Source organism: Pseudomonas sp. HR96 (genome assembly GCF_034059295.1).
Taxonomy (GTDB): domain Bacteria; phylum Pseudomonadota; class Gammaproteobacteria; order Pseudomonadales; family Pseudomonadaceae; genus Aquipseudomonas.
Map to the genome: position 1 here is coordinate 2869513 of NZ_CP139141.1, position 22795 is coordinate 2892307.

Consider the following 22795-nt stretch of genomic DNA (forward strand, 5'->3'; position numbering starts at 1 on the left):
TGGGCAGGTCGACTTCTAGCCGGGCCGCTGCCAGCGCAACGACAGTGCACCCGGGCGCAGCACTACATGCTCGACATCGAGGGTCCACAACCGTTCGGCACCGTCGAATGCCTCGATCATGACGCTATCCAGGATTACCTGGGTACGCCCGCAGAGGTGCAGCATGTCTCCGTTGCTGAAGTCGACAAACAACAACCCGGCGCGGCCATTGATTTTCAGATTGCCCAAGGTATTGAAGAACAGATTGCCGGCGTAGTCAGGAACGATCAGGCGGTTGCCTTCGACTCTGACGAAGCCGGGCGGCCCTCCCCGATGGGACACGTCCACCGAGCGATGCGGCGGATCATGGTCGAAGTAACTGGCGACAAAAAACGTGTCAGACGCGCGAATCAGCGCGGCCGCGCGTTCGGACAACGCAGTGCAGTCTTCGCGCGGCCCCGGCGTCTGCAGCGGGGCGACACGTTGCCAGGTCCTGACCTGTATGTACCTGGGGCAGTTCCCATAGGACTGCTCGACCCTGACCTCGAGCCCCAGGGAGGAAACCTGCGCAATCACGCCGTTGATGCGATTACGCCGCCTTGTGTGCAGCTCGATTCCCAGCAAACCGACGGCCTGGCCCGGCTGCAGCCCCTCAAGGGCGGGATCCTGGCCGTCGGGTCGTGCATCGAGCAGCAATCGCCCAGGGTCCGGTGAGCTGACAAATCCCTCCGGGCCCTCGAGCAACGTGGCCCAAGGCCGGTTCTGTCGGTCCACGGCACCGACGATCATGAAGGGCAACTGCTGGTAGAACGCCCGGTGTTGGTCGGGTATAGCGTCGCGAATGACTTTTCGCCCGATCACCTCCATCTGCTCCGAGACATTGTGCAGTTGCTGAAGCATTTTCTCACCGGCGTGCCACGGGGAGTGTTTGGGCAGAGTGTCCACGGCGTGTTCCTTTGCAGGGCCAGCGGTGAAGCAGGCGGTGGATGGTGGGTTCATCAGTGTTCAGCAGTCGTGCGGCCCTGGGCTGCAGGGGCACCAGGCCAGGCAGCGGCGCGATGCTCGGCCCTCGGGTCTGCCTCGATGAACTTCTTCATTCCCAGCAGGGGTTGGCCATCAGGACTGATGAAGGGGATGCGCGGGTTCTGCTCGAAGGCGTGGGCCACCCGATGGAGCAGCGACGACCGCAACGATCAGCGCACCTCGACCCAGGCAAAACTATAGATGAGTCATGTCGAATGTACAGTCGCTTCAGGACGCGCAAAGTCCGGCGGCCATATGCCAAAAGCATAGTTCCTGCGGGTATTTGATTCTTTTTAAACCGCAGCGCGGCGAGGCACATTACAGCCCTGCCCCACTCACGGAACCCCGCCCCATGCACCTGGACCTGCGTCAACTGCGCCACTTCATCGCTTTGGTGGAATTTCGCAACTTCGGCCTCGCGGCTCAATCGGTCAACCTCTCGCCCTCGGCCTTCAGCCGCAGCATCCAGGCGCTGGAACAGAGCTTCGGCACCCGCCTGCTGGACCGCACGCGCAACCTGGCGCCGACCAAGAAGGGCCTGATCGTGCTGGAACACGCGCGGTTGATGATCGGCAACGCCCATGACCTGATCAATTCGGTGCGCCAGTTCAACGAACACGAGGCCGGTGAGTTGTCGTTCGGCTGCGGCCCGGCACCGGCGGCCTGGCTGATGCCCCAGGCGCTGGGGCTGTTCACCCGGCGGCTGCCCAAGGTGCGGCTGCGCTTTCACGTCGACAACTGGCAGGCGCTGGGGCAACGGCTGCTGGCCGAGGAATGCGAGTTCTTCGTCGCCGACGCGCGCAATTTCGAGCATGACCCCGACTACCGCGTGCAGCTGCTCAGCCAGCACCGCTGGGGCTTCTGCTGCCGGGCCGAGCACCCGCTGGCAGCCTATGACCAGGTCAGCGTGGAGCAGCTGTTCAGTTACCCGCTGGCCGGCACCGTGCGCCCGCCCAACCTGCGCAAGGCATTGGTTGAGCTCAGCGGCCGACCGGACTTTCAAACCAGTATCGAGTGCGACAACGGCTACAGCCTGATCAGCGTGATCCAGCATTCGGACGCCATCGGCACCACCAACGTCAGCCGCAACAACCCCTACCTGCAACAGGGCCTCAAGCTCCTCGATGTGCAAGGCCTGGACCCACAGGCGCCGGAGTTCTTCACCCACTACGGCATCGTCAGCCGCGCCGGCTACAAGTTGTCGTTCCTGGCCCAGGGCCTGATCGACGCCTTCCACGAAGCGGACACCGCCATGCAGGCGCTGGAGGCCCGTTCACCCCAGGGCGAGCGGGCCGAGCACCTGCTTATAGGGCTTGCACACTGAAACGGCTGATGGCCTGGCGTGACCACACCGAGCGAAAACCGAAGTAGCCGGCCGGCGGCAAACCGTGCAACGGCTGCTCGAAGACCTGCTCGCCGTCCACCCAGTAGGCGCTGCGTCGCGCCGTGACCTCGACGCGGATGCGGTAGATGCGCCCGGCCTGCAACAGGTGCGCGGCATCCAGGCGCTCGCCGAGCAGGTGCCGCGCGCCGCTGCCGTCGTAGTGGCGAAAGCGCGTGGTGCTGTTGTCGTTGCCGCCCATGCCGACGTACCAGGTGGCCAGCGAATCGTAGGACCCGAGCACGCCATCACGCCCGCGCAGTTGGCCGCCAGGGCCGTCGTGGGCGCCCCAGAACAGGTTCATGTCCGACAGCCGATCATTGGCCTGCCCGGCCACCAGTACCTGGCGCAGGAACTCGATGCGGTAGGCGCCGTCCAGCACCCGGTTGAACCACAGGGTCATGCCGGCGGCGGTGTCCATGATCAGCCGGCCTTGCTCGACGTACACACCGGAGGTCTGCGGGCGCTCGGTTTCCACCCGCCATCGGGACGGGTCGAACCCTTGAAAATCATCCTCGGCCAGCAGTGCGCCCTGGCCGGCCGGCAGCCTCGAATCAGTCATGGCCAGCCCCCGAATCCAGCAGGCTGTTGTCCAGCGCCAGCAGCGCGATAGCCGTCAGCCCCCATTGCGCCACGGCGTTGGTCGACAGGTTGTCGCCAGCCTGGCGGTCGGAATGGGCGTCGATATTGGACACCGCGTCCGGCTCGTTCAGCGGGTACAGGTAGGCCGGCGGCTCGATGCGCTTGAAGCGCCGGTTGGGCTGGGGGATGCCACCGGAGCCGGCGAAGAACTCCTTCCAGGCGCGGGCCTGCAGCCCCGGGTCCTTGAGGCGGTAGCCGGCGTAGGCGGTCAGGCGCGCGTGGCCCTGGGCCAGGTTGAGGTTGGGCAGTGGCTCGCCAAGGCTGCGCTGGTGCTCGTCCGGGGAGGCGTTGTAGAGCCGGCAATAGTCCAGCCAGGCGCGCTCGAAGCTGGCCGAAGGCAGCAGGTCGAGCAGCTCACTGCAGATCTCCACCAGCCCGAACACCGCCGAGAGGTGCGACACCGTCAGCTTGCCGCTGCGGTCGATGTCGAAGCGCCCGGTGTCCAGCTGCATGGCTGCCACGCCAGTGAAAAAGCCATGGGGCTGGGCGGCGATGGTCTCCATGCTGTTGCGCAGGCGCTGGGCGATGGCCGGGTCGCCACTGCGTTCCCAGTCGGTCAGCCAGGCGGCGGCAATGGCCCCCCAGTCGGTGCCGAAGCTGATGCTGGCGTAACCGTCACGCGGGTCGCGCTGTTGGCCGACCTTGCGCCCCGGTACGACGTCGCGCAGGGTGCGCAGCGCTTCGACCTGCTCGTGCAACAGGTCGCCGACGCGTTCGTCGGCGGTCAGGTAGTATAGAAAGCGCCGGTTGGCCGCAGTGGAGATGCGCAGCTGCTTGGCGCTGTCGCCCCAGTGCTGCACGTTGTGCCGCGAGCCCAACGGGGCGAAACGGCCGATGTGGTGCACGTCGACTTCGCCGGTGTGGCGAGTCATGGCCTCCGCCATGCGAAACACATCCTGGCGCCCGGTGCGCAGGAAGTAGTACCACAGCCACAGGTCGGTGCTCAGCTCGGAGTTGTCCCAGGCATAGCCGCCGACGTCGTAGCGCCACACGTGACGGTGCTCGTCGTAGGTGTGCATGACGTCGCCGTAGTCCCAGAAGCCGTACCATTTGCGCTGTTCGACTTCATCGCGATAGAAATCGAAATACCAGGCCAGCTGTGCCTCGATCTCATTGTGCCGGGCACCGCCATCGACCACCGGGGCCCAGTCGGGGCCGAACACCCCGGCGCGATGCAGCCAGGCCGGCGGCGCCGTCAGCAGCGGCGGCTCCTGGATGCGTTGGGCGATGCCTTGCAGGGCCTGGGCCGAGGGCGTGGCGGCGACGAACTGCAGGTGCAGCTCGCTGGTGCGGGCCACGCCCAGCGGGGTGGCAAAGCCCGGTTCGTAGTCCTCGTAGGTGATGTCCAGGGCTTCGCGCTGTTGGCTGAAGCTGTCTTCACCCAGGCCGTCGTGATAGTGCCGCAGGTCCATGGGCGCGGCCTGGGGCGCCCACAGCCACAGGGTGACCTGGGCGAGCTCGGTGTGCGCGGCGCTGATGTCCAGCTGGGCCGGATAGCTCTGCCAGAAGTTGCGCACGCCGAACACCACGCCGCCCTGGGGTGAACCGAGGTAGCCGACGCCGGCCGCGCGGTGGCCGGTGGCGCTGTGCAGCCAGCTGTGGCCGGCGGCGGTGCGCTTGCTGATCTGGTAGCCGTCGGGGTGCGCCTGCAGCAGGCGGTAGCTGCCGAAGGCCGCAATGTACTGCAGGCGCTGGGCGACCTGCGGGGCGAAGCCTGCCACAGGGCCCGTGCTGCGCCCTTCGACCTGCGCCTGGAGCACCGCATCGCCCGGGTTGCGGCGCAGGCCGGTCAAGCCGCGCACGGCCTCGGCAAAAACGCCACCGTCGGCGCCCACGAAACGCACGTGGCGATCATGCAGCGGGGCGTCCAGCGGGGTGTCGAAACGCAGGCCCACGGCACTGATGAAGTCACGGTTTTCGTCGGCGTCGAACACCAGGGTGTGCATCAGCTTCAGCGCATCGCTGCCTTGATAGAAGTACAGCCGCACCACGAACGGCAACAGGCTGTCGCCGGCGCCCACCCGCTGGTGCTGGCCGTGTACGGCGATGACGGCGCGCACGGGCCCGGCCTGCTCCACCACCACGCGCTGGATGGCGCTGCGATATTCGCGCACCTCGCCGCCCGGCTGGTCCGGGTCGCTGCGCACCTGCAACACCAGCTGGCCGTTGCGCAGGGTCTCGCGGCCCTGGCGGCTGACGGTCTGTAGTAGCTGGCTGCCCTGGCGCGCAATCACGCACTGCAGCAGGCCGGTGTCGATGCGAATCTGCTGCGCGCTCTCGCTGACCCAGCCCGCCCCGGCCCCGGCCCCGACTGTGTCGGCGCCGGCCACGGGCTTGAGCTGGTAGGCGCTGGCCACCTGGGCCTGGGGCCCGAGGGCGTGGGCGGTCCACTTCAGGCTGCCGTCGGGCCAGTAGGCCAGCGGCCAGCTCTGCAAGGCCGGGGTCACGCCGCCTGCGCCGTGCAGCTCGAAGCGACTGCCCGCAGCAACCTGGCCGCGCGGCCAGGGCGTGCCCCAGGTGACGCCGGCGGATGCGCGCGGTGGCTGGCCGCCGAGCCAGCCCAGCGGGGCCTGGAGCACACCGCCGGGCGCGCTGCCGGCCGCCTCGGCGCGGGTGATAAACGGGCTGGCGCCGGCGAGGATGGCACTGGCGCGCAGAAAGCCGCGCCGGTCGAAATGAAAGTCTGTCATCGAAGGTCCTAGAAGTCGTAGCCGAGGGTCACGCCGAGGGTGCGCGGATCACCGAGCACACCGAATGCCGAGCCGTAGTCGCCCACAGTCATCGCCTGGTAGTAGCGCTTGTTGGCCACGTTGTTGGCCCACAGCGAGGCGTTCCAGCGGCCGTCGCCGTACTTGCCGCTCAGGCCGGTGGACAGGCTCAGCAGGCCGTAGCCGGGAATACGGGTGAACTGCGAGTCGTCCACCGTGCCATAGGCCCAGCTGCGATACGCATAGCGTCCGGAGACGAACGCCTGCAAGGCGTCGAAGGTCTGCCACTCATAGCGGCTGGTCAGGTTGTAGGTGACCTTGGGCGAGCGAAACACCCGCTCGCCGCTGAGGTTGCAGGTGGCCGGCGCGCCCGGGGCCAGGGACACTTCCGCGGGGCAGGTGGCGTTCTTGAAGTCCAGGTACTTGTTGTCCAGCAGCGTGCCGTTGAGGTTGACGGTCCAGCCGTCCAGCGGGGTCAGGCTCAAGGTGCTTTGCAGGCCGCGCGAGCGCATGGTTCCAGCGTTGATCAGGTAGCTGCTGAGGCTGGCCGGGTCGTAAGCGGTGGTCTGGAAGTCGCGGATTTCGGACCAGAACAGCGCGGCGTCGAAATGGATGCGGTTGTCCAGCCACTGGCTCTTGAGCCCCAGCTCGCCGCCCCGGGTGCTTTCCGGGTCGATCAGCAGGCTGTCGTAGCCGGCCTTGCTGGCGGCCCCGGACGACACGTTCATGCCGCCGGATTTCTCGCCGTAGGCCAGGGTCAGGTAACCCTGCAAGGTGGGCGTGAAGTAGTAGGCCAGGTTGAGCATGCCGGCTGGCAGCTGCTCGTACTGGTTGAGTTCGCCGGAGTCGAAGTCGTTCTTGTTGACTCGGCGAAACGAGCCGGATTTTTTCTCGTAGCTGTCGCGCACCCCGGCAGTGATGTCGAACTTGTCGCTGACGTGCAGCGTGCCCTGGGCGTACAGCGAGAAGATCGAATCGTTGATCTGCCCCCAGCGGCGCACTTCCCTGCCGGTGTTGACCGTCGAGCCGTAATACTGCGTGGTCTGGTTGCCGGCAGCGTAGTAGTCGTGGGCCAGGGTGTCGAGGTTCTCACCCCAGTAGCTGGCGCCCAGGGAGTAGTCGAACAGGTCGCCCTTGGGCGAGTCCAGGCGCAGGTCCTGGGACCACACGCGGTCCCAGACGTCGGCGCCGCTGCCCGAATACAAGGGCACATCCAGGGCATCGGTGGCGTTGGGCTGGAAGCCGAAATACCGGTAGGCCGTGACCGAGCGCAGGTTATAGCCGTCGGCCAGGCCCCAGTTGGCTTCGGCGGACAGGCCGCCCTGGCGCACGTAGGAGGTGTTCTCGGCGTCGGTGTTGACCCTATCGCCGCCGCCCACCACGTGCGCGCCGATCAGGCTGGTACGGGCCAGGTACGGCACCGTGCCGTTGATCGCATGGGCCGCGTCGAGGACCTGCACCGGCTCGGTGGTGGCCTCGTTGGCATCGGCAATCAAGCGCAGGCTGAAATCGTCCGTGGGCTGCCACAGCAGCTGGGCGCGTACGCCGTCCTGGATGCTGCCACCCAGCTCGTGGCCGGTGTATTGGTTGCGCACGAAGCCGCCGGTTTCGGTATGGGAGAGGTTGATCCGCCCGGCCAGGGTGTCGGTCAATGGCCCGGAGAACATCGCCTGGGTCTGGGTGTAGCCGCGTTGGCCGAACGACTGGCGAATCGACCCCTGGGGCGTGAACGTGGGCTGGCGGCTGTGGATGTCGATGGCGCCGGCCGTGGTATTGAACCCCTTGAGCGTGCCTTGGGGGCCGCTCAGCACCTCGGCGCTTTCGATGTCCAGCAGATCGTTGGAGAGCATGCCCGGGCGGCTCAGGTAGACGTTGTCGAGAAACAGGCCGACGCTGCTGGGCATGCCGATGTTGATCTCGCTGCCGCCGCCGTCACCGACCCCGCGCAAGGTCAGGCGCGTGTCGAAGGCGCTGACGTTGGCCACGTCCAGCCCGGACGCCACTTGCTGCAGGTCTTGCAGGCGATAGATGCGCTGCTGTTCCAGGGTCTTGCCGGAGAGCTTCTGGGTCGAGGCCGGTGGCTGCTGCGGGTCGCCCTGCGGCGCGGTGCCGTTGACCTGGACGGTGTCCAGGCGCGTGTCCTCCTGGGCCAGGGCCGGGGCTGGCGCCATGATCAGGGCATGGCCCAACGCGACGCCCGTCATCAGGGTGAAGTACTTATGGGGGGTGTGTCGTTTCATCATTCATTCCAACGGACGAGTGCGGGCTGGCCTTCAGCGCGAGGCTGGCGGCGGGGTCAGGTGCAAGGGTTGAGGGGGCGGGAACGGATCAACCGTGGCTTCAAGGCGTGCTGGCCTGCAGCAGTTGCGGCGCGAGCCAGGCGTCGATCGCCACGTCGCCACGGATCAGCCCCGCCGTCTTGGCCTGGGCCGCCGCCTGCGCCAGGTGGCTGACGAAGGCCGGGTCCAGCTGCGGCGACAGCAGTTGCGCCAACGGCGGTGCGCCCTGCAGATCCTCCTTGAGCAAGGCGACCGGGTACGCCGCCTGGGTGGCCAGCAGGGTCAGGTAGGCGTCGTAGTGCTCGGGCGCGCTGGCCCAGGTGGCGGCGTCGCGTTGCACCTGGACGATGGCTTGGACCCAGTCGGGGTGTTCGGTGAGCAAGCGCCCGGACACCACGACCAGCCCGGCCAGCTCGCCCGCGCCGCCAAGCGCGCGGGTCGAGACGGCGATCTGCGCCTGACCGCGGTCACGCAGGGCCAGTTCGCCCGCGCCGCCCCAGGTGGCGTCGATCTGCCGGGCGGCCAGGGCGGCGCTGGCGGCCGCGAAGTCGAGGTTGATCACCTTGACGTCGCGCTCGCGCAGGCCGGCGGTCTGCAGCGCGCCGATGAACGACAATTGCGCTGCGGTGCCGCGCAGCAGCCCCACTGTCCGGCCCTTGAGGTCTGCCATGGTGTGAATGTCGGAACCGGGCGGCACCGCCAGGTAGTGGCTCACGCCACGGGCGGCCACGGCCACCACCCGGGTGTCCAGGCCGCCGGCGCGGCCGACCAGCGCGCCCAGATCGCCCAGGTAGGCCATGTCCAGGGTGCCGCTGGCCAGCGCCTCGTTGATCAGCGGTGCAGCGCCCTTGAAGAAGTGCCACTGCACCTGGACGCCCTGCCCGGCCAAGGCGTTTTCCAGGCGCTGCTGGTTGCGGATGACGTCCACCAGCCCGCCACCGGCCGGGAGGTTGCCGGTGCTGATATCGGAGACGCCGATGTTCAAGGTGCTGGCAGCCATCGACAGACCAGGCTGGGCCAGCACAAGGCCCAGGCCCAGACTGAAGGCCACAACGGTGCGGGTAAAAAAATCCATGACGGCTCATCGCCTCCTGAGGGCTGCCAGGACGCCTGACAGATTTCATGGCGACGTTTAATCACACCGATGGCGCAAAGCCGAAATACCGAATGCAACCATTTTTATGCAGTAATGGCATAAGCAAGCCGCTGCAAGCGTTCCAGCGGTTATGTGCAATGCACAAAAAAACGTTGAGGAAAACGCAATGGATTCATCCCGGCAGAGCGGTTTAAATGCCGGCCCTTTGGGTTTCAGGCATCAGGTATCGGGCTGCAAATGCCGCGCGAGAAAATCCAGGGTCCGGTCCAGCGCCGCGTCATTGGCCTGCTCGGTCAGCGCCTGGCTGATGCCCACCAGGCTGTGCCCGACATTCGGGATCAGCATCAACTCGACCTCGGCACCCTGCTCGCGCAACGCCCGGGCCAGGTTGGCCGACTGCTGCCACGGCACCACCTGATCCGCCGTGCCGTGGATCAACAGCACCGCCGGCGCCTGGGCGCCCAGCAATGCCTGCGGGCTGGCCAGGGCCAGCTGCTGGGCGGTACAGGCAGTCGCGGCGCAGCCCAGCAGGGTCTTGGCCGCCTGGGCGATGGGCCGCAGGGGGGGTCGTCGAGCAAGCCGGCGAGGTCGAACACACCAAACCAGCTGACCCACGCTTTGACCGCCGGATAACGCCGGTCGGGGCTCAGCGCCGCCAGCGCGGCCAGGTGGCCGCCCGCCGAGCTGCCCCACAGTGCAGTGCGCGCGGGGTCGATGCCATAGCGGCGGGCATGGTCATGGAGCCAGGCCATGGCGTCCTTGATGTCGTCCAGCGGCGCGGGAAAGGTTGCCGCCGGACTCAACCGATAATTGACCGAGGCCACCGCATAGCCCTGTTGCGCCAGACGCCTGAGCAGTTCGGGAAAATCCACGAAGGCCCCTGCCGTGCGTGCATCGCCCTGCGACCAGCCGCCGCCGTGCACGTACACCAGCAGGGGGCGACGGCCGGCCGGGTGGCGCGGCAGGTACAGGTCCAGGGTTTGCGGTCCGCTGGCTGGAGTGTTCGAGTAGACCTGGCTGCCGAGCACGCGTACCCGCGGGTCCTGCTCGCGCCAGGGCGCCCGCACTGCGGCGGCCTGCTTCACCGTAGCGGCTACAGGCAGCCCGTCGGTCAATGGGCTGGCCAGAGCCGGCAGCACCGCGCAGCTGATCGACATGATCAGGCTGGCGCCGGTCAACCAGCGAAGAGGACAAGGCATGGTGGCTCCGTGAAGGGTCGACAAAGCCCTACCATGGCACGGCAGCTGTGCATCGGACCATTGCATTGCATGCACTGGGTGACTTCACCGATTGCAACGCAATCATGGCCGAGGCTCAACGACCGCGGTAGATATGCGCGCCCGCCTCGGGGGCCAGACCACGGAACAGCAGGGCCGACAAAGCCGTGACCAGCCCGAACAGCAGCATCACTGCGGCGATGTCCTGCTGGTCCACCTGCGCCTGCCCCCGCCACTGCACCATCACTCCCAACAGCGCCGCAGCCGCCCCTACGGAGACGCTGATGGTCAGCAGCACGCTCATCGAAGACAGGCTGCTGGCCCGGCTGGACAGCTGCGGCGGTACATCGGCGTAGGTCAGCGAACCCAGGGTGCTGAACTGCAACGAGTTGATCATGCCGCTGGCAAACAGCACCGGCACCACAATCCACAGCGGCGTGGCCACCGAGAACCCGGCGCAGGCCGCCAGCAGCACGCCCGACAGGACTGCGTTGACCATCAAGCTGCGGCGAAAGCCGACTCGGCGCACGATGCGCACCGCCAGGAGTTTCATCAGGCAGGCGCCCACGCCGGTGGCGAAGGTCAACAGCCCGGCCTGCAGTGCGTTCAAGCCAAAGCACAGCTGAAACAACAGCACCAGCAGGAACGACTGGGCGCTGCTGCCGAAGCGAAACAGGTTGCCGCCCCAGAACGTCACGGCAAACGAGGAGATCCGCAGCAGCGAGAAATCGATCAGCGGCTGCGAGTGGCGCCGCGCGTGCAACCGATAGATCAGCGCGCTGACGATGCCCACCGCCAGCAGCATCAATACCCAGCGTTGCGGCAGCAGACCGTGGCCCATGGCCTCGAAGCCGAACACCAGGCAGCCCACCGCCAGCGCACTGAGGACCACCCCCAACCCGTCCAGCGGCTGGCCGCGCTCGGCGGGGTAATCGGCGATATGCCGCAGCACCAGGTGTATGCCCAGCAGGCCGATCGGCACATTGACCAGAAAGATCCAGTGCCATGACAGCAGCGTCACCAGCAGACCGCCCAAAGGCGGGCCCAGCACCGAACCCAGCAGCCCCGCGACCGTCAGAAAGGACATGGCGCGCATGAGATTTTCCCGCGCCACCCAGCGCAGCAGGATGACCTGCCCCACCGGCACCATCAGCGCCCCGGAGGCCCCCTGCACCACCCGCGCCACTGACAGCTGGGCCAAAGAGCCGGCCGCCGCGCAAGCCACCGAGGCCAGGGTGAACAAGGCGATGGCGCCGATGAACACCCGCCGCGGGCCGAAACGATCGGCCACCCAGCCGCTGACCGGGACGAACATCGCCACCGCCAGCAGGTACAGCGACACCACCAGGTTCATCCGCACCCCGGGCTCGCCGAAATCGCTGGCCATCTGCGGCAAGGCCGTGAGCACCGCACTGCCATCGAGCAGTTCCATGAACAGCGCGCAGCCGATGATCATTGGCACGGTCTTGTTGAAAGCGGCCGTGGCAGGTGGGAGGGTGCGGGCCGCTACATTCACGTCGGCACGGGCCCCGTCTCATGAGAGTCGATGTGCTGCGTGACGAAGGTCACTGGCCGAGGCGCTCTGAGATCTCGATCAGGTTGAGATCCGGGTCGCGCACATACACTGAACGAATGGGGCCCGTCGCGCCGGTCCGCTTGACGGGTCCCTCGATGACTGGCCACCGATGCGCCGCGAGCCGATCGATCACCTGATCCAGCGGGCAACTGGCAATGAAGCACAGGTCTAGCGAACCCGGCACTGGCAGATGCGCCTTGGGTTCGAACTCCTTCCCGCGTAGATGGACATTGATCTTCTGCTCGCCGAAACGAAAAGCCAGGCGCCCTTCCCCGAAGGTTTCCAGTTGCATGCCCAGCACCTGCGTGTAGAAGCCCTTGCAGGCGTCGACATCGAAGGTGGTCAGGACGAGGTGATCCAGGTGATCGATCATCGGTTTTCCCCCAGGGTTGCTGCGTCCCGAAGGCGCGGTAGCCATGCTCGGCCACTCTAATGGCCCACAATGACCGCAACAAGCCCTGATGACGGGCGTGCGGCGGCGCCTCGGGCAGTTTGACACGCCAGCGGCAACCGGACGCCCTCGCTGGGCCGCCCAGAAACTTCTCTTTGAAACATCGGGTCATGAGATGCCGGGGGGGCAGTCATGGGTCTTCAAAACAGCTTGTGGTAGCCTCGATACCTCATCCACCGGCGCTCTACAGATGGCGAAAGGAATGGCTCAAAGGGACAAGGACGGCCGCAAGATATCGGAGCGGCATGCCCCGCCGGAAAGACGTGGAAACGGTAACCTGCGCATCGAGGCGGTCTGGGATAGCTCCGGAAAGCTGGTGACCTATTCTTTCGCCTACATCAACTCCAGGGTGTACTCTGGAGACAACGGCAGGGTACTGGGATATGACAATGCCCATGGTGAGCACCATCGACATGTCATGGGCGAATACCAGCTCGTCGAATTCGAATCATTCGAAAAAACGATGGAGCTGTTTCAAGAGCAGTGGCAGACCTACCTGAGGTCGAAGGAGGGGCAATGAGCAAAATCTACCAGGTTGAAAGCGAAGATGACTTCCTGGCTCGCATGCGGACCCTGGCTCGCAAAATCGACAATGAAGAAATCGTGGCCAGTTATGAAGCCGAAAGCTTCGAAACCTGCGAGGACATGCAGGCTGCCGTCGCCCGCGACAAGTCGATTGAAAAGGCCCGCAGCCTCGGGAATGTTCCCTCTGTAGGTGCCATGCTCAGGAACAAGCGCGCGAGCGTGAAGGTGAGCCGCCCCGAAAAGATCATCAAACTCGTGAAGGGTGAGCCAGATGCACCCAGGTTGCTTGCTTCCCCTGGCGCCGCGCGGCTTGCCAAGGCGAGAGCCAGGAAACCCTGACCTTCTATTGCAGCAACGTGCAACAACGTGCAACAACGTGCAGCAACGTGCAACAGCACCGCCCCAAGGCAAGCCATTGAACGCTCGACCCCCAACCCCTCCGCCGCCATGACCTTGGCACCCAGAGAAATCGCGCAGATCCTGCGCGAGGTCGTTTTCCAACGCAGAACCCTCAAGCGATCCGACAGCCATCCCACCACTACCGGCCTGAGCGCAGCGCTCATCGTCGACTCGGAAGGCTGGCTGATCACCCTGCACATCGAGCATGCACACCTGCATCACTGCGAGCATTGCCTCGCACCCGATGGCAGACAATGGTCGCTCTGCGGCGGCGACCGCTTTGGTACCGACCCCATCGCCCTGCTCAGCACCTGGGAACACCAGAGCCTCGAACAGCTGCTGACCACCCTCTGACAGCCGCCCCTGGCCGTCATTGCTTGTGCCGCCGGCAGCGCTCCGAGCAGTAGCGCACCTCATCCCAGCAGCGGGCCCACTTCTTGCGCCACGCAAAGGGCCGACCACAGGTGGCGCAGTCCTTGACCGGCAATTCGCTCTTCTTCACCCTCACCCTCCAGACCACAGCGCAACGCGACGGCGCAGTATCCCTCGCCTGAAGACACCGTGCAGCATCGATTGTCGGCCTGCACACAGGATTCAAGACTCTCCGGCCGCTACCGATAACCACGGCATGGCCACACTGCCAGTGGCCTTTCGAGTGCGCCGCCCATGCCCTTTATCCGTAACCCGCAACTGGTGCGCAGCAACCTTTACGGCTTGCTGGCTTTCTACATCTTTTCAATCTTCCTGCTGGCCATGGCTTGGGAGTTCAAGGTTGAAGCGCTGGCCATGCACCTGCTGGACCTGCCCTACGACGGCGACTTCGAGGTTTCCGAGCGCTGGCGTTTCGTGCTGACGTCGACCGGGTTCGCGGTGTTGGCGATGATCGTGCCCTTCATCGTCCTCAAGCGCCTGGTCGGTCGCCTGCACGTCAGCTACAACAACCTGGTGGTGGCCCAGGCCTACAGTGACTCGCTGGCGCGCCATGACCCTTTGTCCGGCCTGCTCAACCGCCGCGTGTTCCACGAGCAGCTGGTCGCGCGCCTGGAGCAACCGGCGGCCAGCACCGCAGTGATGCTGCTGGACCTCGACAAGTTCAAGACCATCAACGACACCCACGGCCATGCTGCGGGCGACACGGCCATCTGCGCGGTGGCCGACATGCTGCGTGACGCGACCGCTGGCTGGCAGGCCAGCCTGGCGCGCTTGGGTGGCGATGAGTTTGCCCTGGCGGTGACCGGGGATTTCAGCCGCGCCGAGCTGGCGGCGTTGGCCGAAACACTGCTGGACAGAATCGCCGGCGCCGTCACCGGCCTGCCCGGCATTGCCTTCAGTGCGACCCTGGGCATCGCCGTATCGCCGGTCGATGGAACCGCCGCCGAAACCCTGTTGCAACACGCCGACAGCGCCATGTACCGCGGCAAGCACAACGGCCGCGCCGTGTTTCATTTCTACGAGGCCAGCTTCGAGCAGGAGCAACGTGAGCAGGCGCGGTTCGAGCAGGAGCTGCGCCAGGCCATCGAGGCGCGGCAGATTCAGCCCTACTATCAGCCCATCGTCAGCCTTCCCGAGCAGCAGTTGGTGGGCTTCGAGCTGCTGGCCCGCTGGCTGCACCCCGAACGCGGCATGGTCATGCCCCAGGACTTCATCGCCCTGACCGAACAACTGGGGCTGATCAAGTTGCTGACCGAAAGCCTGCTGCTGCAGGCCTTCGCCCAGGCCCGGGAGTGGCCGCGCGCCCTGACGCTGGCGGTCAACGTGTCGTCCTCGATGATCGAGAGCGTCGACTTTCCGGATTGGCTGCAGGCGTTGGCCCTCAAGGGCAACTTCCCGCTCGAGCGCCTGGAGGTGGAGGTAACCGAAAACGCCCTGGTCGCCAACGTCGGCAGTGCCCGGCTGAACCTGGAGCGCCTGCGCGCCCTTGGCGTGTCGGTGGCCCTGGATGATTTCGGCACCGGCTATTCAGGCCTCTATCATCTGACCCAACTGGCCATCGACAAGATCAAGATCGACCGCTCGTTCTTCGACATCTCCCTGGACAGCCAGAGCGAAATGGTCCGCGCCATCCTGGCGTTGGGCAAGAGCCTGCGCATGCAGATCACCGCCGAAGGCGTCGAGCATGAACAGTTGGCCAACTGGCTGGCGACCCACGAATGCGACTTTGCCCAGGGGTTTCTGTTCGGCGCTGCCCTGCCGCTGGCTCAGGTCACGGCGCTCGTGGCCAGCGATCCGGGCGCAGGGCCGCTGAGGGCTTGATGGAAGGCGGCTGAAACGATTAATGCTACGTCGCAGGCGGCCGATAACACAGCATCGATACCCTCCTCGCCGCCCCTCGGCGTCGACCTCTATCCGTTCAAGGGGACACAGCCCATGGGCCTGATGCCTGTAAAAATCATGACGCGGTTCAGCCTGGCCATGGCGTCCATCGTGGTGGTCACAGCCGCCTCCGTCTATACCGTGATGGTCATCAGCGGCGAGCCCAAGCTGATCGAGTCCAACACCCAGGCGGCGCAGCAGTCGGCCAGCGCGATTGCCCGGCAGCTGACCATCAAGCTGTCGGAAATCGAAGGGCGGGTGGCAGCCATGGCCGACCTGGGCGCGACCTTGCCGACCGACCCGGAACTGGTCAAGGCCAGCCTGGCGCGCATCATCGATTCCCAAGGTGACACGGCCGTGGCCGGTGGCGGGTTGTGGCCCGAGCCGAACGCCTTTACCCCGGGGGTCGAGCGCCGCAGCTTCTACTGGGCACGCAGCCAGAGCGCCTTGGGCTTTTCCGAGGAGTACAACCTGCCCCAGGCCGACGCCTACCAGGCAGCGGACTGGTACGCCCAGGGCAAGCGCGCGACGCCTGGCCACTGCGGCTGGTCGGACGCCTATGAGGACCCGGTCAGCAAGATCCTCATGACCACCTGCACCGTGCCCTACAGCCGCGACCAGCGCTTTGCCGGGGTGGCGACCATCGACCTGACACTGACCGGCCTGGCGGATTTCCTCAAGGCCAACGGCAATGTCACCGGCGGCTATGCCTTTGCCCTGGACGCCTCGGGCAAGGTCCTGTACTTCCCGGCTGGCAACGACAAAGCGCAGGCCGACGAGGCCGGGCTGATCAAGGCCCTGCCCTGGTTCGACAGCGTTGCGCAGTGGCGCAAGTCGGGAGATCAGGCGGCGCACACCTACCCCATCGTCAACGACCCGCGCCTGGGCTCGCCCGGCTACGTCAGCCTGACGCGCATCCCGGCCAGCGGCTGGGTGATCGGCCTGGTCACACCCAAGGCGCAGATGACGGCGATTGCCAGCCGCCTGACCGTGGACATTCTCACCACCTTGCTGCCGATCCTGCTGCTGGTGTTCGGCCTGGCCTGGCTGGCCGGGCGCTCGCTGCTCAAGCAGATCGACGAAACCACCCGGCAGATCGACAGCCTGGGCGACAGTGGCCTGGGCGCCGCCGAGCTGGCGGTGCTGCGGCCCGACGAAATCGGCCTGCTGCGCGGCGCGGTGAACCGCTACGCCGGCAGCCTGCAACAGATGCTGCGCACCATCCGCGCCGAGTCCAGCCAGCTGCTGGTGCAGGCCGACGACGTGGCGCGGCTGTCCACGGTAATGGCCGACCGTGCCGAAGCGCAGCGTCAGGACAACACCCTGCTGGCCACGGCGGTCACTGAAATGTCTTCCAGCGCCCATGAGGTGGCCAACACCACCGGCGACTGCTCCAGCACCGCCGAGCTGTCGCTGGCCACCGCGCGGCAGAGCCAGGCCCACGTCGAGCAGAACAGCCAGGCGATCGTTTCCCTGAGTGGCGACATCGGCAGCGTGGCCAGCGCGATCACCTCGCTTGGCCAGGACATCGAGGGCGTCAGCGGCGTGCTGGACGTGATCAAGTCGATCTCCTCGCAGACCAACCTGCTGGCCCTCAACGCGGCCATCGAGGCGGCCCGCGCCGGTGAGCAGGGGCGCGGCTTCGCGGTGGTGGCCGACGAGGTGCGCACCCTCGCCGGGCGCACCCAGGCCTCGGCCGACCAGATCCAGGAGATGATCGCCGAGCTGCGCCAGGCCTCGGTGACGGCCGTCAATACCATGGTCGCCGGCCAGGAGCGCACCCGCACCGTGGTGGAGAAGGCCGACCTGCTGGCCACGTCCCTGGGCAGCACGGTGGTTGGCTTCGACGACATCGTGCAGCGTACCCAGCAGATTGCCGTGGCCGCGCAGCAGCAGAGCCATGTGACCCAGGAAATCAACGAACTGGCAGTGAGGATTCATGCCGCCAGCGAGGAAGGCGCCCGTGATGCCGCCTCGCTCAGCGAGCTGAGCCAGGGCATGCAGGCGCTGTCACGGCGGCTGGGTACGCTTAGCGGGCAGTGAAAGGCAGGTTTATGCCAAGCCCGTTTCAGCACCCAAAGCTCGGGCGCTTTGCACCCTCCTACATTGAATTCGGTGGCTGCTTCTATCGTGGGAGGGGGCAAAGCCCCCGAGAGGCCGCCAGGCCGATTTGCCTGGGCGGTTTGCATCCATGCACCGGCAAACTCATTGTCTTCGCCTCGTAACCCTGCACCACAACAGTGCCCACCTTGGGTCAAAGCTTCCCAGACCGGGGCTTTGACCCGCCCGCCAACCCGGCGAAAGCCCCGCAGCCCGGGCGCCGGCCACCCTGGCCCAAACCTTGCTTGCGACAATCAGGTCACTTCCCCAGGTGACCTTCGTTTCCTCCTCGGCCTGTTCGAGGGCGACGCGGCCTCAATGATGCGGCTGGCGGTCACAAGCGAAACGATCATGACTCTTCCAGCCGACAGCGTCGTCGGTCATTGAAATCGGGCCCACCTTCCCTGCCCGCCTTTCATCCAGCCGCGTCCCGCCAACCTCTTCTCCCCCACAGCCACTGGCTGCCTTTGCGGCTGTCGGCGCGCAGGGTGCTGGCTGGGCGACGGCCTGACTTCAGGAGCTCTGTGCATGGCTATCAATCGTCGTACGTTTCTGCGCTCGACCGCGCTCTCTGCCGCTGCGCTGTCGGCGTTGAGCCTCAAGAGTTTCTCGGCGTTCGCCGCCGATGACGCGATCAATATCGCGTCGCTGTACGACAGCTCCGGGGGCCTGGACATCTATGGCAAGCCGATCGTCGACGCCCTGACCTTCGCCGTCGAGGAGCTCAACGCCGCAGGCGGCCTGCTCGGCCGGCCGCTGAACCTGATCAAGTACGACACCCAGTCCAACATGCAGCTATACGCCCAGTACGCCCAGCAGGCGGCGCTCAAGGACAAGGCCGCCGTGGTGCACGCCGGCATCACCTCGTCGTCGCGCGAGGTGGTGCGCCCGGTGCTGGATCGCTACAAGACCCTGTACTTCTACGACACCCAATATGAAGGCGGGGTGTGCGACCGCAACTTCTTCGCCACCGGCGTCACCCCCGGGCAGACCGTGGAAAAGCTGGTGGCCCACGTCACCGAAAAATGGGGCAAGAAGGTCTACATCGTCGCCGCCGACTACAACTACGGGCAGATCGTCACCGCCTGGGTGAAGAAATTCGTCGAGCAGGCCGGCGGTTCGAGCGCCGGCATCGAGTTCTTCCCGCTGGACGTGACCAACTTCGGCGCGACCATCTCCAAGATCCAGGAAGCCAAGCCGGACTTCGTGTGGTCGGCGCTGGTGGGCGGCGCGCACATGTCGTTCTACCGCCAATGGAAGGCCGCCGGCATGACCGGCAAGCTGCCGATCGCCTCCACCACCTTCGCCGGCGGCAACGAGCACATCGTGCTGTCGCCCGAGGAAAGCAACGGCATCCTCATCTGCCAGAACTACGTGCAGGAGCTGCAGACGCCGCTCAACCTGGCGTTCGTCGAGCGTTTCCACAAGCGCTTCGGCGCCGACTACCCGTACATCACCGAGCTGGCCATGGCCACCTACCAGGGCATGCTGCTGTGGGCCGAGGGCGTGCGCCAGGCCGGCAGCGTGGAGCGCATGGCGGTGATCCAGGCGCTGGAGAAAGGCGTGAGCCTGGACCTGCCCAGCGGCAAGGTGACCATCGACCCGGCCACCCACCACTGCATCCTCGACGTGCACATCGCCGAGGTGCGCGACCATCGCCTGGAGGTGGTGCAAAGCTTCGCCCAGCAGGCGCCGTCGGACACCGCCGCGGTGTGCGACCTGGTGAAGAACCCACGCGACGCCAAGCAGTACAGCATCGCGCTGTAAGGAGGCCGGTATGGATTGGGCTGCAGTCTTTTCGCTACAGATCATCGGCGCCATCGCCACCCTGGTGCTGCTCAGCATCGGCCTGGCCGTGGTGTTCGGCATGATGAAGATCATCAACCTGGCGCACGGCGAGTTCATGATGCTCGGCGGTTATGTGGCGGTGCTCGCCACCCACAACCTGCATGTGCCGATCTGGATCTCCATCCTGGTCCTGGCGCCGCTCACCGTCGGGCTGTTCGGCATGCTGGTGGAGCGTCTGCTGGTGCGCCACCTGTACGGGCGCATGATCGACACCATGCTCGCCACCTGGGGCCTGAGCCTGGCGCTGACCGGCACCGCCACCATGCTGTTCGGCAACACCACGGTGGGCATCAGCTCGCCGTTGCCGGGCATTGCCCTGGGCGCCTACCAGACCAGCGGCTACGGCCTGTTCGTGATCGCCGTGGCGCTGACGGTGCTGCTGGGCATGTGGGCGCTGCTGCGTTACACCGAGTTCGGCCTGTGCGCTCGCGCGACCATGCAGAACGCGAAAATGGCCGCGGCGCTCGGCGCCCACCCCGGACGCATCTACAGCCTCACCTTTGGCCTGGGCGCTGCGCTGGCCGGGCTGGGGGGCGCGGTGCTGGCACCGTTGACCGGGGTCATCCCGACCCTGGGCGCGGCCTACATCGCCAAGGCCTTCATCACCGTGATCGGCGGCGGCAGTGCGGTCATTGTCGGCACGTTGAGTGCAGCCACAGCCTTTGGCGTGATCAGCCAGGTGGTGACTTTCTTCAGTACGCCGGTGTTCGGTGAAGTGGCGCTGCTGCTGGCGGCCATCGTGTTGATTCGGGTGTTGCCCCAGGGCATCACCGGGCGGTTCTTTCGGAGGGCGTTCTGATGCCTGCATGGCGTGATCTGCTACCGCTGCTGGGCTGCGGCCTGGCGGCCCTGCTGGTGGGCGTGCTGCCGCACTGGCTCGACCTGTTCAGCCTGCTGTCGCTGACGGTGTACCTGGTGATGGCGCTGCTGGCCCTGAGCCTGGCGTTCATCTGGGGCTTTGGCGGCATCCTGTGCTTCGGCCAGGCGGCCTTCTTCGGCCTCGGCGCCTACGCCTATGCCGTCGGCGTGATCGACCTGGGCGACAGCACCTGGCCGGTGTTGCTGGCCATCCTGGTGCCGGCGCTGTTCGCCGCCGCCATGGGCTACTTCATGTTCTACGGCGGCATCAGCGACGTCTACCTGGGGGTCATCACCCTGGCGGTGACGCTGATTCTGTTCAACGTGATGAACTCCACCTCGGGCAGCGAATACCACATCGGCAGTGCCCTGCTCGGCGGCTTCAACGGGATTCCGGCGATACCGACCCTCAACCTGCCCTTCAACCCGGACCGGGTGCTGGAGCCGGAAACGCTGTTCCAGGTGATCGGCGGCGCGTTGATTCTCTGCTACCTGGGCCTGCGCGGGCTGCTGGCCAGCCGCTTCGGCAAAGTCGTGGTGGCGATTCGCGAGAACGAACAGCGCGCCGGCCTGCTGGGCTACGACACGCGCCTGCACAAGTTGATCGTGTTCAGCCTGGGCGGCGGCATCGCCGGCCTGGCCGGCTGCCTGTTCGCCAACTGGGGGGCCTTCGTCAGCCCCGGCGTGTTCGGCCTGGCGCAGTCGGCGCAGATCATCATCTGGGTCATCGTCGGCGGTCGCGGCACCCTGTTCGGGCCGATCCTGGCCTGTATCGGCCTGCAAGCGCTGATGGCGCGGCTGGGCCAGCAACCGACCGTGGACAGCGGCCTGGTACTGGGGCTGATCCTGCTGACCTTCGTCATGCTGCTGCCCCGGGGCCTGCTGCCCAGCCTCGGTTCGTTGCTGGCGCGGCTGAGCCGTCGCCGCGCAGCGCCGGTGCCCGCCACCCCTGCACAGGAGCGCAGCGCATGACCGCCCTTCTGCAAACCCGGGGCCTGGGCGTCAGCTTTGGCGGCGTGCACGCGGTCAAGGCCGTGGACTTCACCCTGCAACCCGGCGAACTACGCTGCCTGATCGGCCCCAACGGCGCCGGCAAGAGCACCTTCTTCAAGCTGCTCAGTGGCCAACTCAAGCCCAGCCACGGCACCTGCCACTTCCAGGGCCAGCTCACCAGCGGCCTGGCACCGCACCGTATCGCCCGCCTGGGCATCGGCATCAAGACCCAGACCCCCAGCGTGTTCGACGGCCTCGACGTGCTGGAAAACCTGCGCCTGGCCGCCAGCCGCCTGCAGCCTGCCGCCCAGGCCCGGCAGACCGCCGAGCAGACCCTGGAGCGCATCGGCCTGACCGAGCAGCGCCAGCGTCTGGTCGGTGACCTCGCCCACGGCCAGCGGCAATGGGTCGAGCTGGGCATGATCCTCGCCTCGCGGCCGACCCTGGTGCTGCTCGATGAACCGGCCGCCGGCATGACCTACCAGGAGGTGCGCAAGACCGCCGCGCTGATCAAGGAGATCAACGCCCACAGCACCGTGGTCGTGGTGGAGCACGACATGGAATTCATCCGCCTGATCGCCGGCACCGTCACGGTGTTCAACCAGGGCGCGATTCTGGCCCAGGGCAGCTTTGCCGATGTCACCCAGGATGCCCGCGTACGCGAGGCCTACCTGGGCAAACAGGAGATTCGCCATGCTTGAAGTCAATGGCTTGTGTGCCGGCTATGGCCGGGTCCCGGTGCTGCGCGACATCGCCCTGAGCAGCGCGGCCGACGCCTGCATCGGCGTGCTCGGGCGCAATGGCATGGGCAAGACCACCTTGCTGCGCGCGCTGATCGGCGAGTTGCCGGCGCTGTCCGGCAGCCTGCGTTTCGCCGGGCACGACCTGAGCCGCGCCGCCGCTCACCAGCGCGCCCGTGCCGGGATCGGCTATGTGCCTCAGGGCCGGCAGATCTTCCCGTTCCTCACGGTGCGGGAAAACCTGCGCATGGGCTGCGTCAAGGACTTTGCCAAGGCCCCGGCCACCATCGCGCGCGTGCTCGCCGACTTCCCGCGCCTGCAACGCCTGCTCGACCAACCCGGCGGCGCGCTGTCGGGGGGTGAGCAGCAGCTGCTGGCCCTGGCCCGCTGCCTGTGCGGCGAGCCGCGGCTGATGCTGTTGGACGAGCCCACCGAGGGCATCCAGCCGTCGATCTGCGACGAAATCATCGAGACCCTGCAGCGCCTGCGCCGCGAACAGGGCCTGGGCATCATCCTGGTGGAGCAGGACATCGACTTTCTCACCGCCCTGGCCGACCGCATCCTGATCATCGAAAACGGCCAACTGGTCGATGAAGTCGACCCTACCCAAACCAGCGCCGAAGCCCTCGCGGAGCGCTTCATGGGCTTTCATTCCTGAGGAACTGCC

The 22795-nt window shown here is 66.3% G+C and carries 20 protein-coding genes and 1 pseudogene; 11 read left to right on the forward strand and 10 right to left on the reverse strand.

All coding sequences use genetic code 11. The features are described from left to right. Positions 1-30: 30 nt before the first annotated feature. A pseudogene (locus tag SFA35_RS12840) lies at positions 31-924 on the reverse strand (pyridoxamine 5'-phosphate oxidase family protein); the annotation flags it as partial. A gap of 430 nt (positions 925-1354) precedes the next feature. On the opposite strand from SFA35_RS12840, the gene SFA35_RS12845 reads away from it, so the two are divergent. Continuing rightward, complete coding sequence (locus SFA35_RS12845) at positions 1355-2326, forward strand: LysR family transcriptional regulator (RefSeq protein WP_320570903.1); 972 nt, start codon at positions 1355-1357, stop codon at positions 2324-2326. Here SFA35_RS12845 and SFA35_RS12850 read toward each other — a convergent pair. The 8 genes from SFA35_RS12850 to SFA35_RS12885 all read right to left on the reverse strand — a co-directional run bounded on the left by SFA35_RS12850 (position 2307) and on the right by SFA35_RS12885 (position 12274). Further along, positions 2307-2945 (reverse strand): DUF6250 domain-containing protein, encoded by a 639-nt coding sequence (locus SFA35_RS12850; RefSeq protein WP_320570904.1) that lies wholly within the window; start codon positions 2943-2945, stop codon positions 2307-2309. The two genes, SFA35_RS12845 and SFA35_RS12850, sit on opposite strands and share 20 nt — an antisense overlap. Next, positions 2938-5715 (reverse strand): Tat pathway signal sequence domain protein, encoded by a 2778-nt coding sequence (locus tag SFA35_RS12855; RefSeq protein ID WP_320570905.1) that lies wholly within the window; start codon positions 5713-5715, stop codon positions 2938-2940. Before SFA35_RS12855 ends, SFA35_RS12850 begins: the two co-directional genes overlap by 8 nt. An 8-nt stretch (positions 5716-5723) precedes the next feature. After that, complete coding sequence (locus tag SFA35_RS12860) at positions 5724-7973, reverse strand: TonB-dependent receptor (RefSeq protein WP_320570906.1); 2250 nt, start codon at positions 7971-7973, stop codon at positions 5724-5726. 100 nt (positions 7974-8073) lie between these two features. Continuing rightward, positions 8074-9087, reverse strand: coding sequence for an ABC transporter substrate-binding protein (locus SFA35_RS12865; RefSeq protein WP_320570907.1), 1014 nt, complete (start codon positions 9085-9087; stop codon positions 8074-8076). A gap of 240 nt (positions 9088-9327) precedes the next feature. Then, entirely contained in the window at positions 9328-9660 is a 333-nt protein-coding gene (locus SFA35_RS12870; RefSeq protein WP_320579000.1) for a prolyl oligopeptidase family serine peptidase, read from the reverse strand. Then, positions 9543-10307, reverse strand: a complete 765-nt coding sequence (locus SFA35_RS12875) for an alpha/beta hydrolase (protein WP_320570908.1) — start codon at positions 10305-10307, stop codon at positions 9543-9545. The genes SFA35_RS12870 and SFA35_RS12875 overlap by 118 nt, the downstream gene beginning before the upstream one ends. Positions 10308-10422: 115 nt before the next feature. Further along, positions 10423-11781 (reverse strand): MFS transporter, encoded by a 1359-nt coding sequence (locus SFA35_RS12880; protein WP_320570909.1) that lies wholly within the window; start codon positions 11779-11781, stop codon positions 10423-10425. Between the two features lie 109 nt (positions 11782-11890). Next, positions 11891-12274 (reverse strand): VOC family protein, encoded by a 384-nt coding sequence (locus SFA35_RS12885; protein WP_320570910.1) that lies wholly within the window; start codon positions 12272-12274, stop codon positions 11891-11893. Positions 12275-12362: 88 nt separating this feature from the next. On the opposite strand from SFA35_RS12885, the gene SFA35_RS12890 reads away from it, so the two are divergent. The 3 genes from SFA35_RS12890 to SFA35_RS12900 are packed head-to-tail and all read left to right on the forward strand — an operon-like array spanning position 12363 to position 13630. Continuing rightward, on the forward strand, positions 12363-12872 hold the full coding sequence (locus SFA35_RS12890) for a DUF6516 family protein (RefSeq protein ID WP_320570911.1): 510 nt from the start codon (positions 12363-12365) through the stop codon (positions 12870-12872). Beyond that, on the forward strand, positions 12869-13216 hold the full coding sequence (locus SFA35_RS12895) for a hypothetical protein (protein WP_320570912.1): 348 nt from the start codon (positions 12869-12871) through the stop codon (positions 13214-13216). Before SFA35_RS12890 ends, SFA35_RS12895 begins: the two co-directional genes overlap by 4 nt. A 27-nt stretch (positions 13217-13243) precedes the next feature. After that, positions 13244-13630 carry a hypothetical protein gene (locus SFA35_RS12900; protein WP_320570913.1) on the forward strand — a complete coding sequence of 129 codons (387 nt, stop codon included), beginning with the start codon at positions 13244-13246 and terminating at the stop codon, positions 13628-13630. 16 nt (positions 13631-13646) lie between these two features. Here SFA35_RS12900 and SFA35_RS12905 read toward each other — a convergent pair whose 3' ends face one another. Further along, on the reverse strand, positions 13647-13778 hold the full coding sequence (locus tag SFA35_RS12905) for a DUF2256 domain-containing protein (RefSeq protein ID WP_320570914.1): 132 nt from the start codon (positions 13776-13778) through the stop codon (positions 13647-13649). A 164-nt stretch (positions 13779-13942) separates the two neighbouring features. Here SFA35_RS12905 and SFA35_RS12910 point away from each other — a divergent pair, with 164 nt between their 5' ends. From SFA35_RS12910 to SFA35_RS12940, 7 genes are all read left to right on the forward strand, one after another. Then, positions 13943-15529: a putative bifunctional diguanylate cyclase/phosphodiesterase gene (locus SFA35_RS12910; RefSeq protein WP_320570915.1), complete on the forward strand. Its 1587-nt coding sequence runs from the start codon at positions 13943-13945 to the stop codon at positions 15527-15529. Positions 15530-15643: 114 nt separating this feature from the next. Beyond that, a complete protein-coding gene (locus SFA35_RS12915; protein ID WP_320570916.1) occupies positions 15644-17632 on the forward strand; it encodes a methyl-accepting chemotaxis protein in 1989 nt (662 codons plus the stop codon). A gap of 585 nt (positions 17633-18217) precedes the next feature. Then, the gene (locus tag SFA35_RS12920) at positions 18218-19456 is read left to right on the forward strand and encodes an ABC transporter substrate-binding protein (protein ID WP_320570917.1); all 1239 of its coding nucleotides are present in this window, start codon (positions 18218-18220) and stop codon (positions 19454-19456) included. 10 nt (positions 19457-19466) lie between these two features. After that, the gene (locus tag SFA35_RS12925) at positions 19467-20336 is read left to right on the forward strand and encodes an ABC transporter permease subunit (protein ID WP_320570918.1); all 870 of its coding nucleotides are present in this window, start codon (positions 19467-19469) and stop codon (positions 20334-20336) included. Beyond that, complete coding sequence (locus SFA35_RS12930; RefSeq protein ID WP_320570919.1) at positions 20336-21367, forward strand: ABC transporter permease subunit; 1032 nt, start codon at positions 20336-20338, stop codon at positions 21365-21367. The genes SFA35_RS12925 and SFA35_RS12930 overlap by 1 nt, the downstream gene beginning before the upstream one ends. Further along, on the forward strand, positions 21364-22089 hold the full coding sequence (locus SFA35_RS12935) for an ATP-binding cassette domain-containing protein (RefSeq protein ID WP_320570920.1): 726 nt from the start codon (positions 21364-21366) through the stop codon (positions 22087-22089). The genes SFA35_RS12930 and SFA35_RS12935 overlap by 4 nt, the downstream gene beginning before the upstream one ends. Further along, complete coding sequence (locus tag SFA35_RS12940; RefSeq protein ID WP_320570921.1) at positions 22082-22786, forward strand: ABC transporter ATP-binding protein; 705 nt, start codon at positions 22082-22084, stop codon at positions 22784-22786. Before SFA35_RS12935 ends, SFA35_RS12940 begins: the two co-directional genes overlap by 8 nt. Positions 22787-22795 lie beyond the last annotated feature (9 nt).

What these genes read in the sequence shown, in the direction of transcription:
- SFA35_RS12895 (WP_320570912.1), top strand. Translation starts at nt 12,869, where the DNA reads ATGAGCAAAATCTACCAGGTTGAAAGCGAAGATGACTTCCTGGCTCGC.
- SFA35_RS12925 (WP_320570918.1), top strand. Translation starts at nt 19,467, where the DNA reads ATGGATTGGGCTGCAGTCTTTTCGCTACAGATCATCGGCGCCATCGCC.
- SFA35_RS12850 (WP_320570904.1), bottom strand. Translation starts at nt 2,945, where the DNA reads ATGACTGATTCGAGGCTGCCGGCCGGCCAGGGCGCACTGCTGGCCGAG.
- SFA35_RS12855 (WP_320570905.1), bottom strand. Translation starts at nt 5,715, where the DNA reads ATGACAGACTTTCATTTCGACCGGCGCGGCTTTCTGCGCGCCAGTGCC.
- SFA35_RS12875 (WP_320570908.1), bottom strand. Translation starts at nt 10,307, where the DNA reads ATGCCTTGTCCTCTTCGCTGGTTGACCGGCGCCAGCCTGATCATGTCG.
- SFA35_RS12935 (WP_320570920.1), top strand. Translation starts at nt 21,364, where the DNA reads ATGACCGCCCTTCTGCAAACCCGGGGCCTGGGCGTCAGCTTTGGCGGC.
- SFA35_RS12915 (WP_320570916.1), top strand. Translation starts at nt 15,644, where the DNA reads ATGGGCCTGATGCCTGTAAAAATCATGACGCGGTTCAGCCTGGCCATG.
- SFA35_RS12845 (WP_320570903.1), top strand. Translation starts at nt 1,355, where the DNA reads ATGCACCTGGACCTGCGTCAACTGCGCCACTTCATCGCTTTGGTGGAA.
- SFA35_RS12920 (WP_320570917.1), top strand. Translation starts at nt 18,218, where the DNA reads ATGGCTATCAATCGTCGTACGTTTCTGCGCTCGACCGCGCTCTCTGCC.
- SFA35_RS12860 (WP_320570906.1), bottom strand. Translation starts at nt 7,973, where the DNA reads ATGAAACGACACACCCCCCATAAGTACTTCACCCTGATGACGGGCGTC.
- SFA35_RS12865 (WP_320570907.1), bottom strand. Translation starts at nt 9,087, where the DNA reads ATGGATTTTTTTACCCGCACCGTTGTGGCCTTCAGTCTGGGCCTGGGC.
- SFA35_RS12880 (WP_320570909.1), bottom strand. Translation starts at nt 11,781, where the DNA reads ATGATCATCGGCTGCGCGCTGTTCATGGAACTGCTCGATGGCAGTGCG.
- SFA35_RS12940 (WP_320570921.1), top strand. Translation starts at nt 22,082, where the DNA reads ATGCTTGAAGTCAATGGCTTGTGTGCCGGCTATGGCCGGGTCCCGGTG.
- SFA35_RS12910 (WP_320570915.1), top strand. Translation starts at nt 13,943, where the DNA reads ATGCCCTTTATCCGTAACCCGCAACTGGTGCGCAGCAACCTTTACGGC.
- SFA35_RS12930 (WP_320570919.1), top strand. Translation starts at nt 20,336, where the DNA reads ATGCCTGCATGGCGTGATCTGCTACCGCTGCTGGGCTGCGGCCTGGCG.
- SFA35_RS12890 (WP_320570911.1), top strand. Translation starts at nt 12,363, where the DNA reads ATGACGGGCGTGCGGCGGCGCCTCGGGCAGTTTGACACGCCAGCGGCA.
- SFA35_RS12885 (WP_320570910.1), bottom strand. Translation starts at nt 12,274, where the DNA reads ATGATCGATCACCTGGATCACCTCGTCCTGACCACCTTCGATGTCGAC.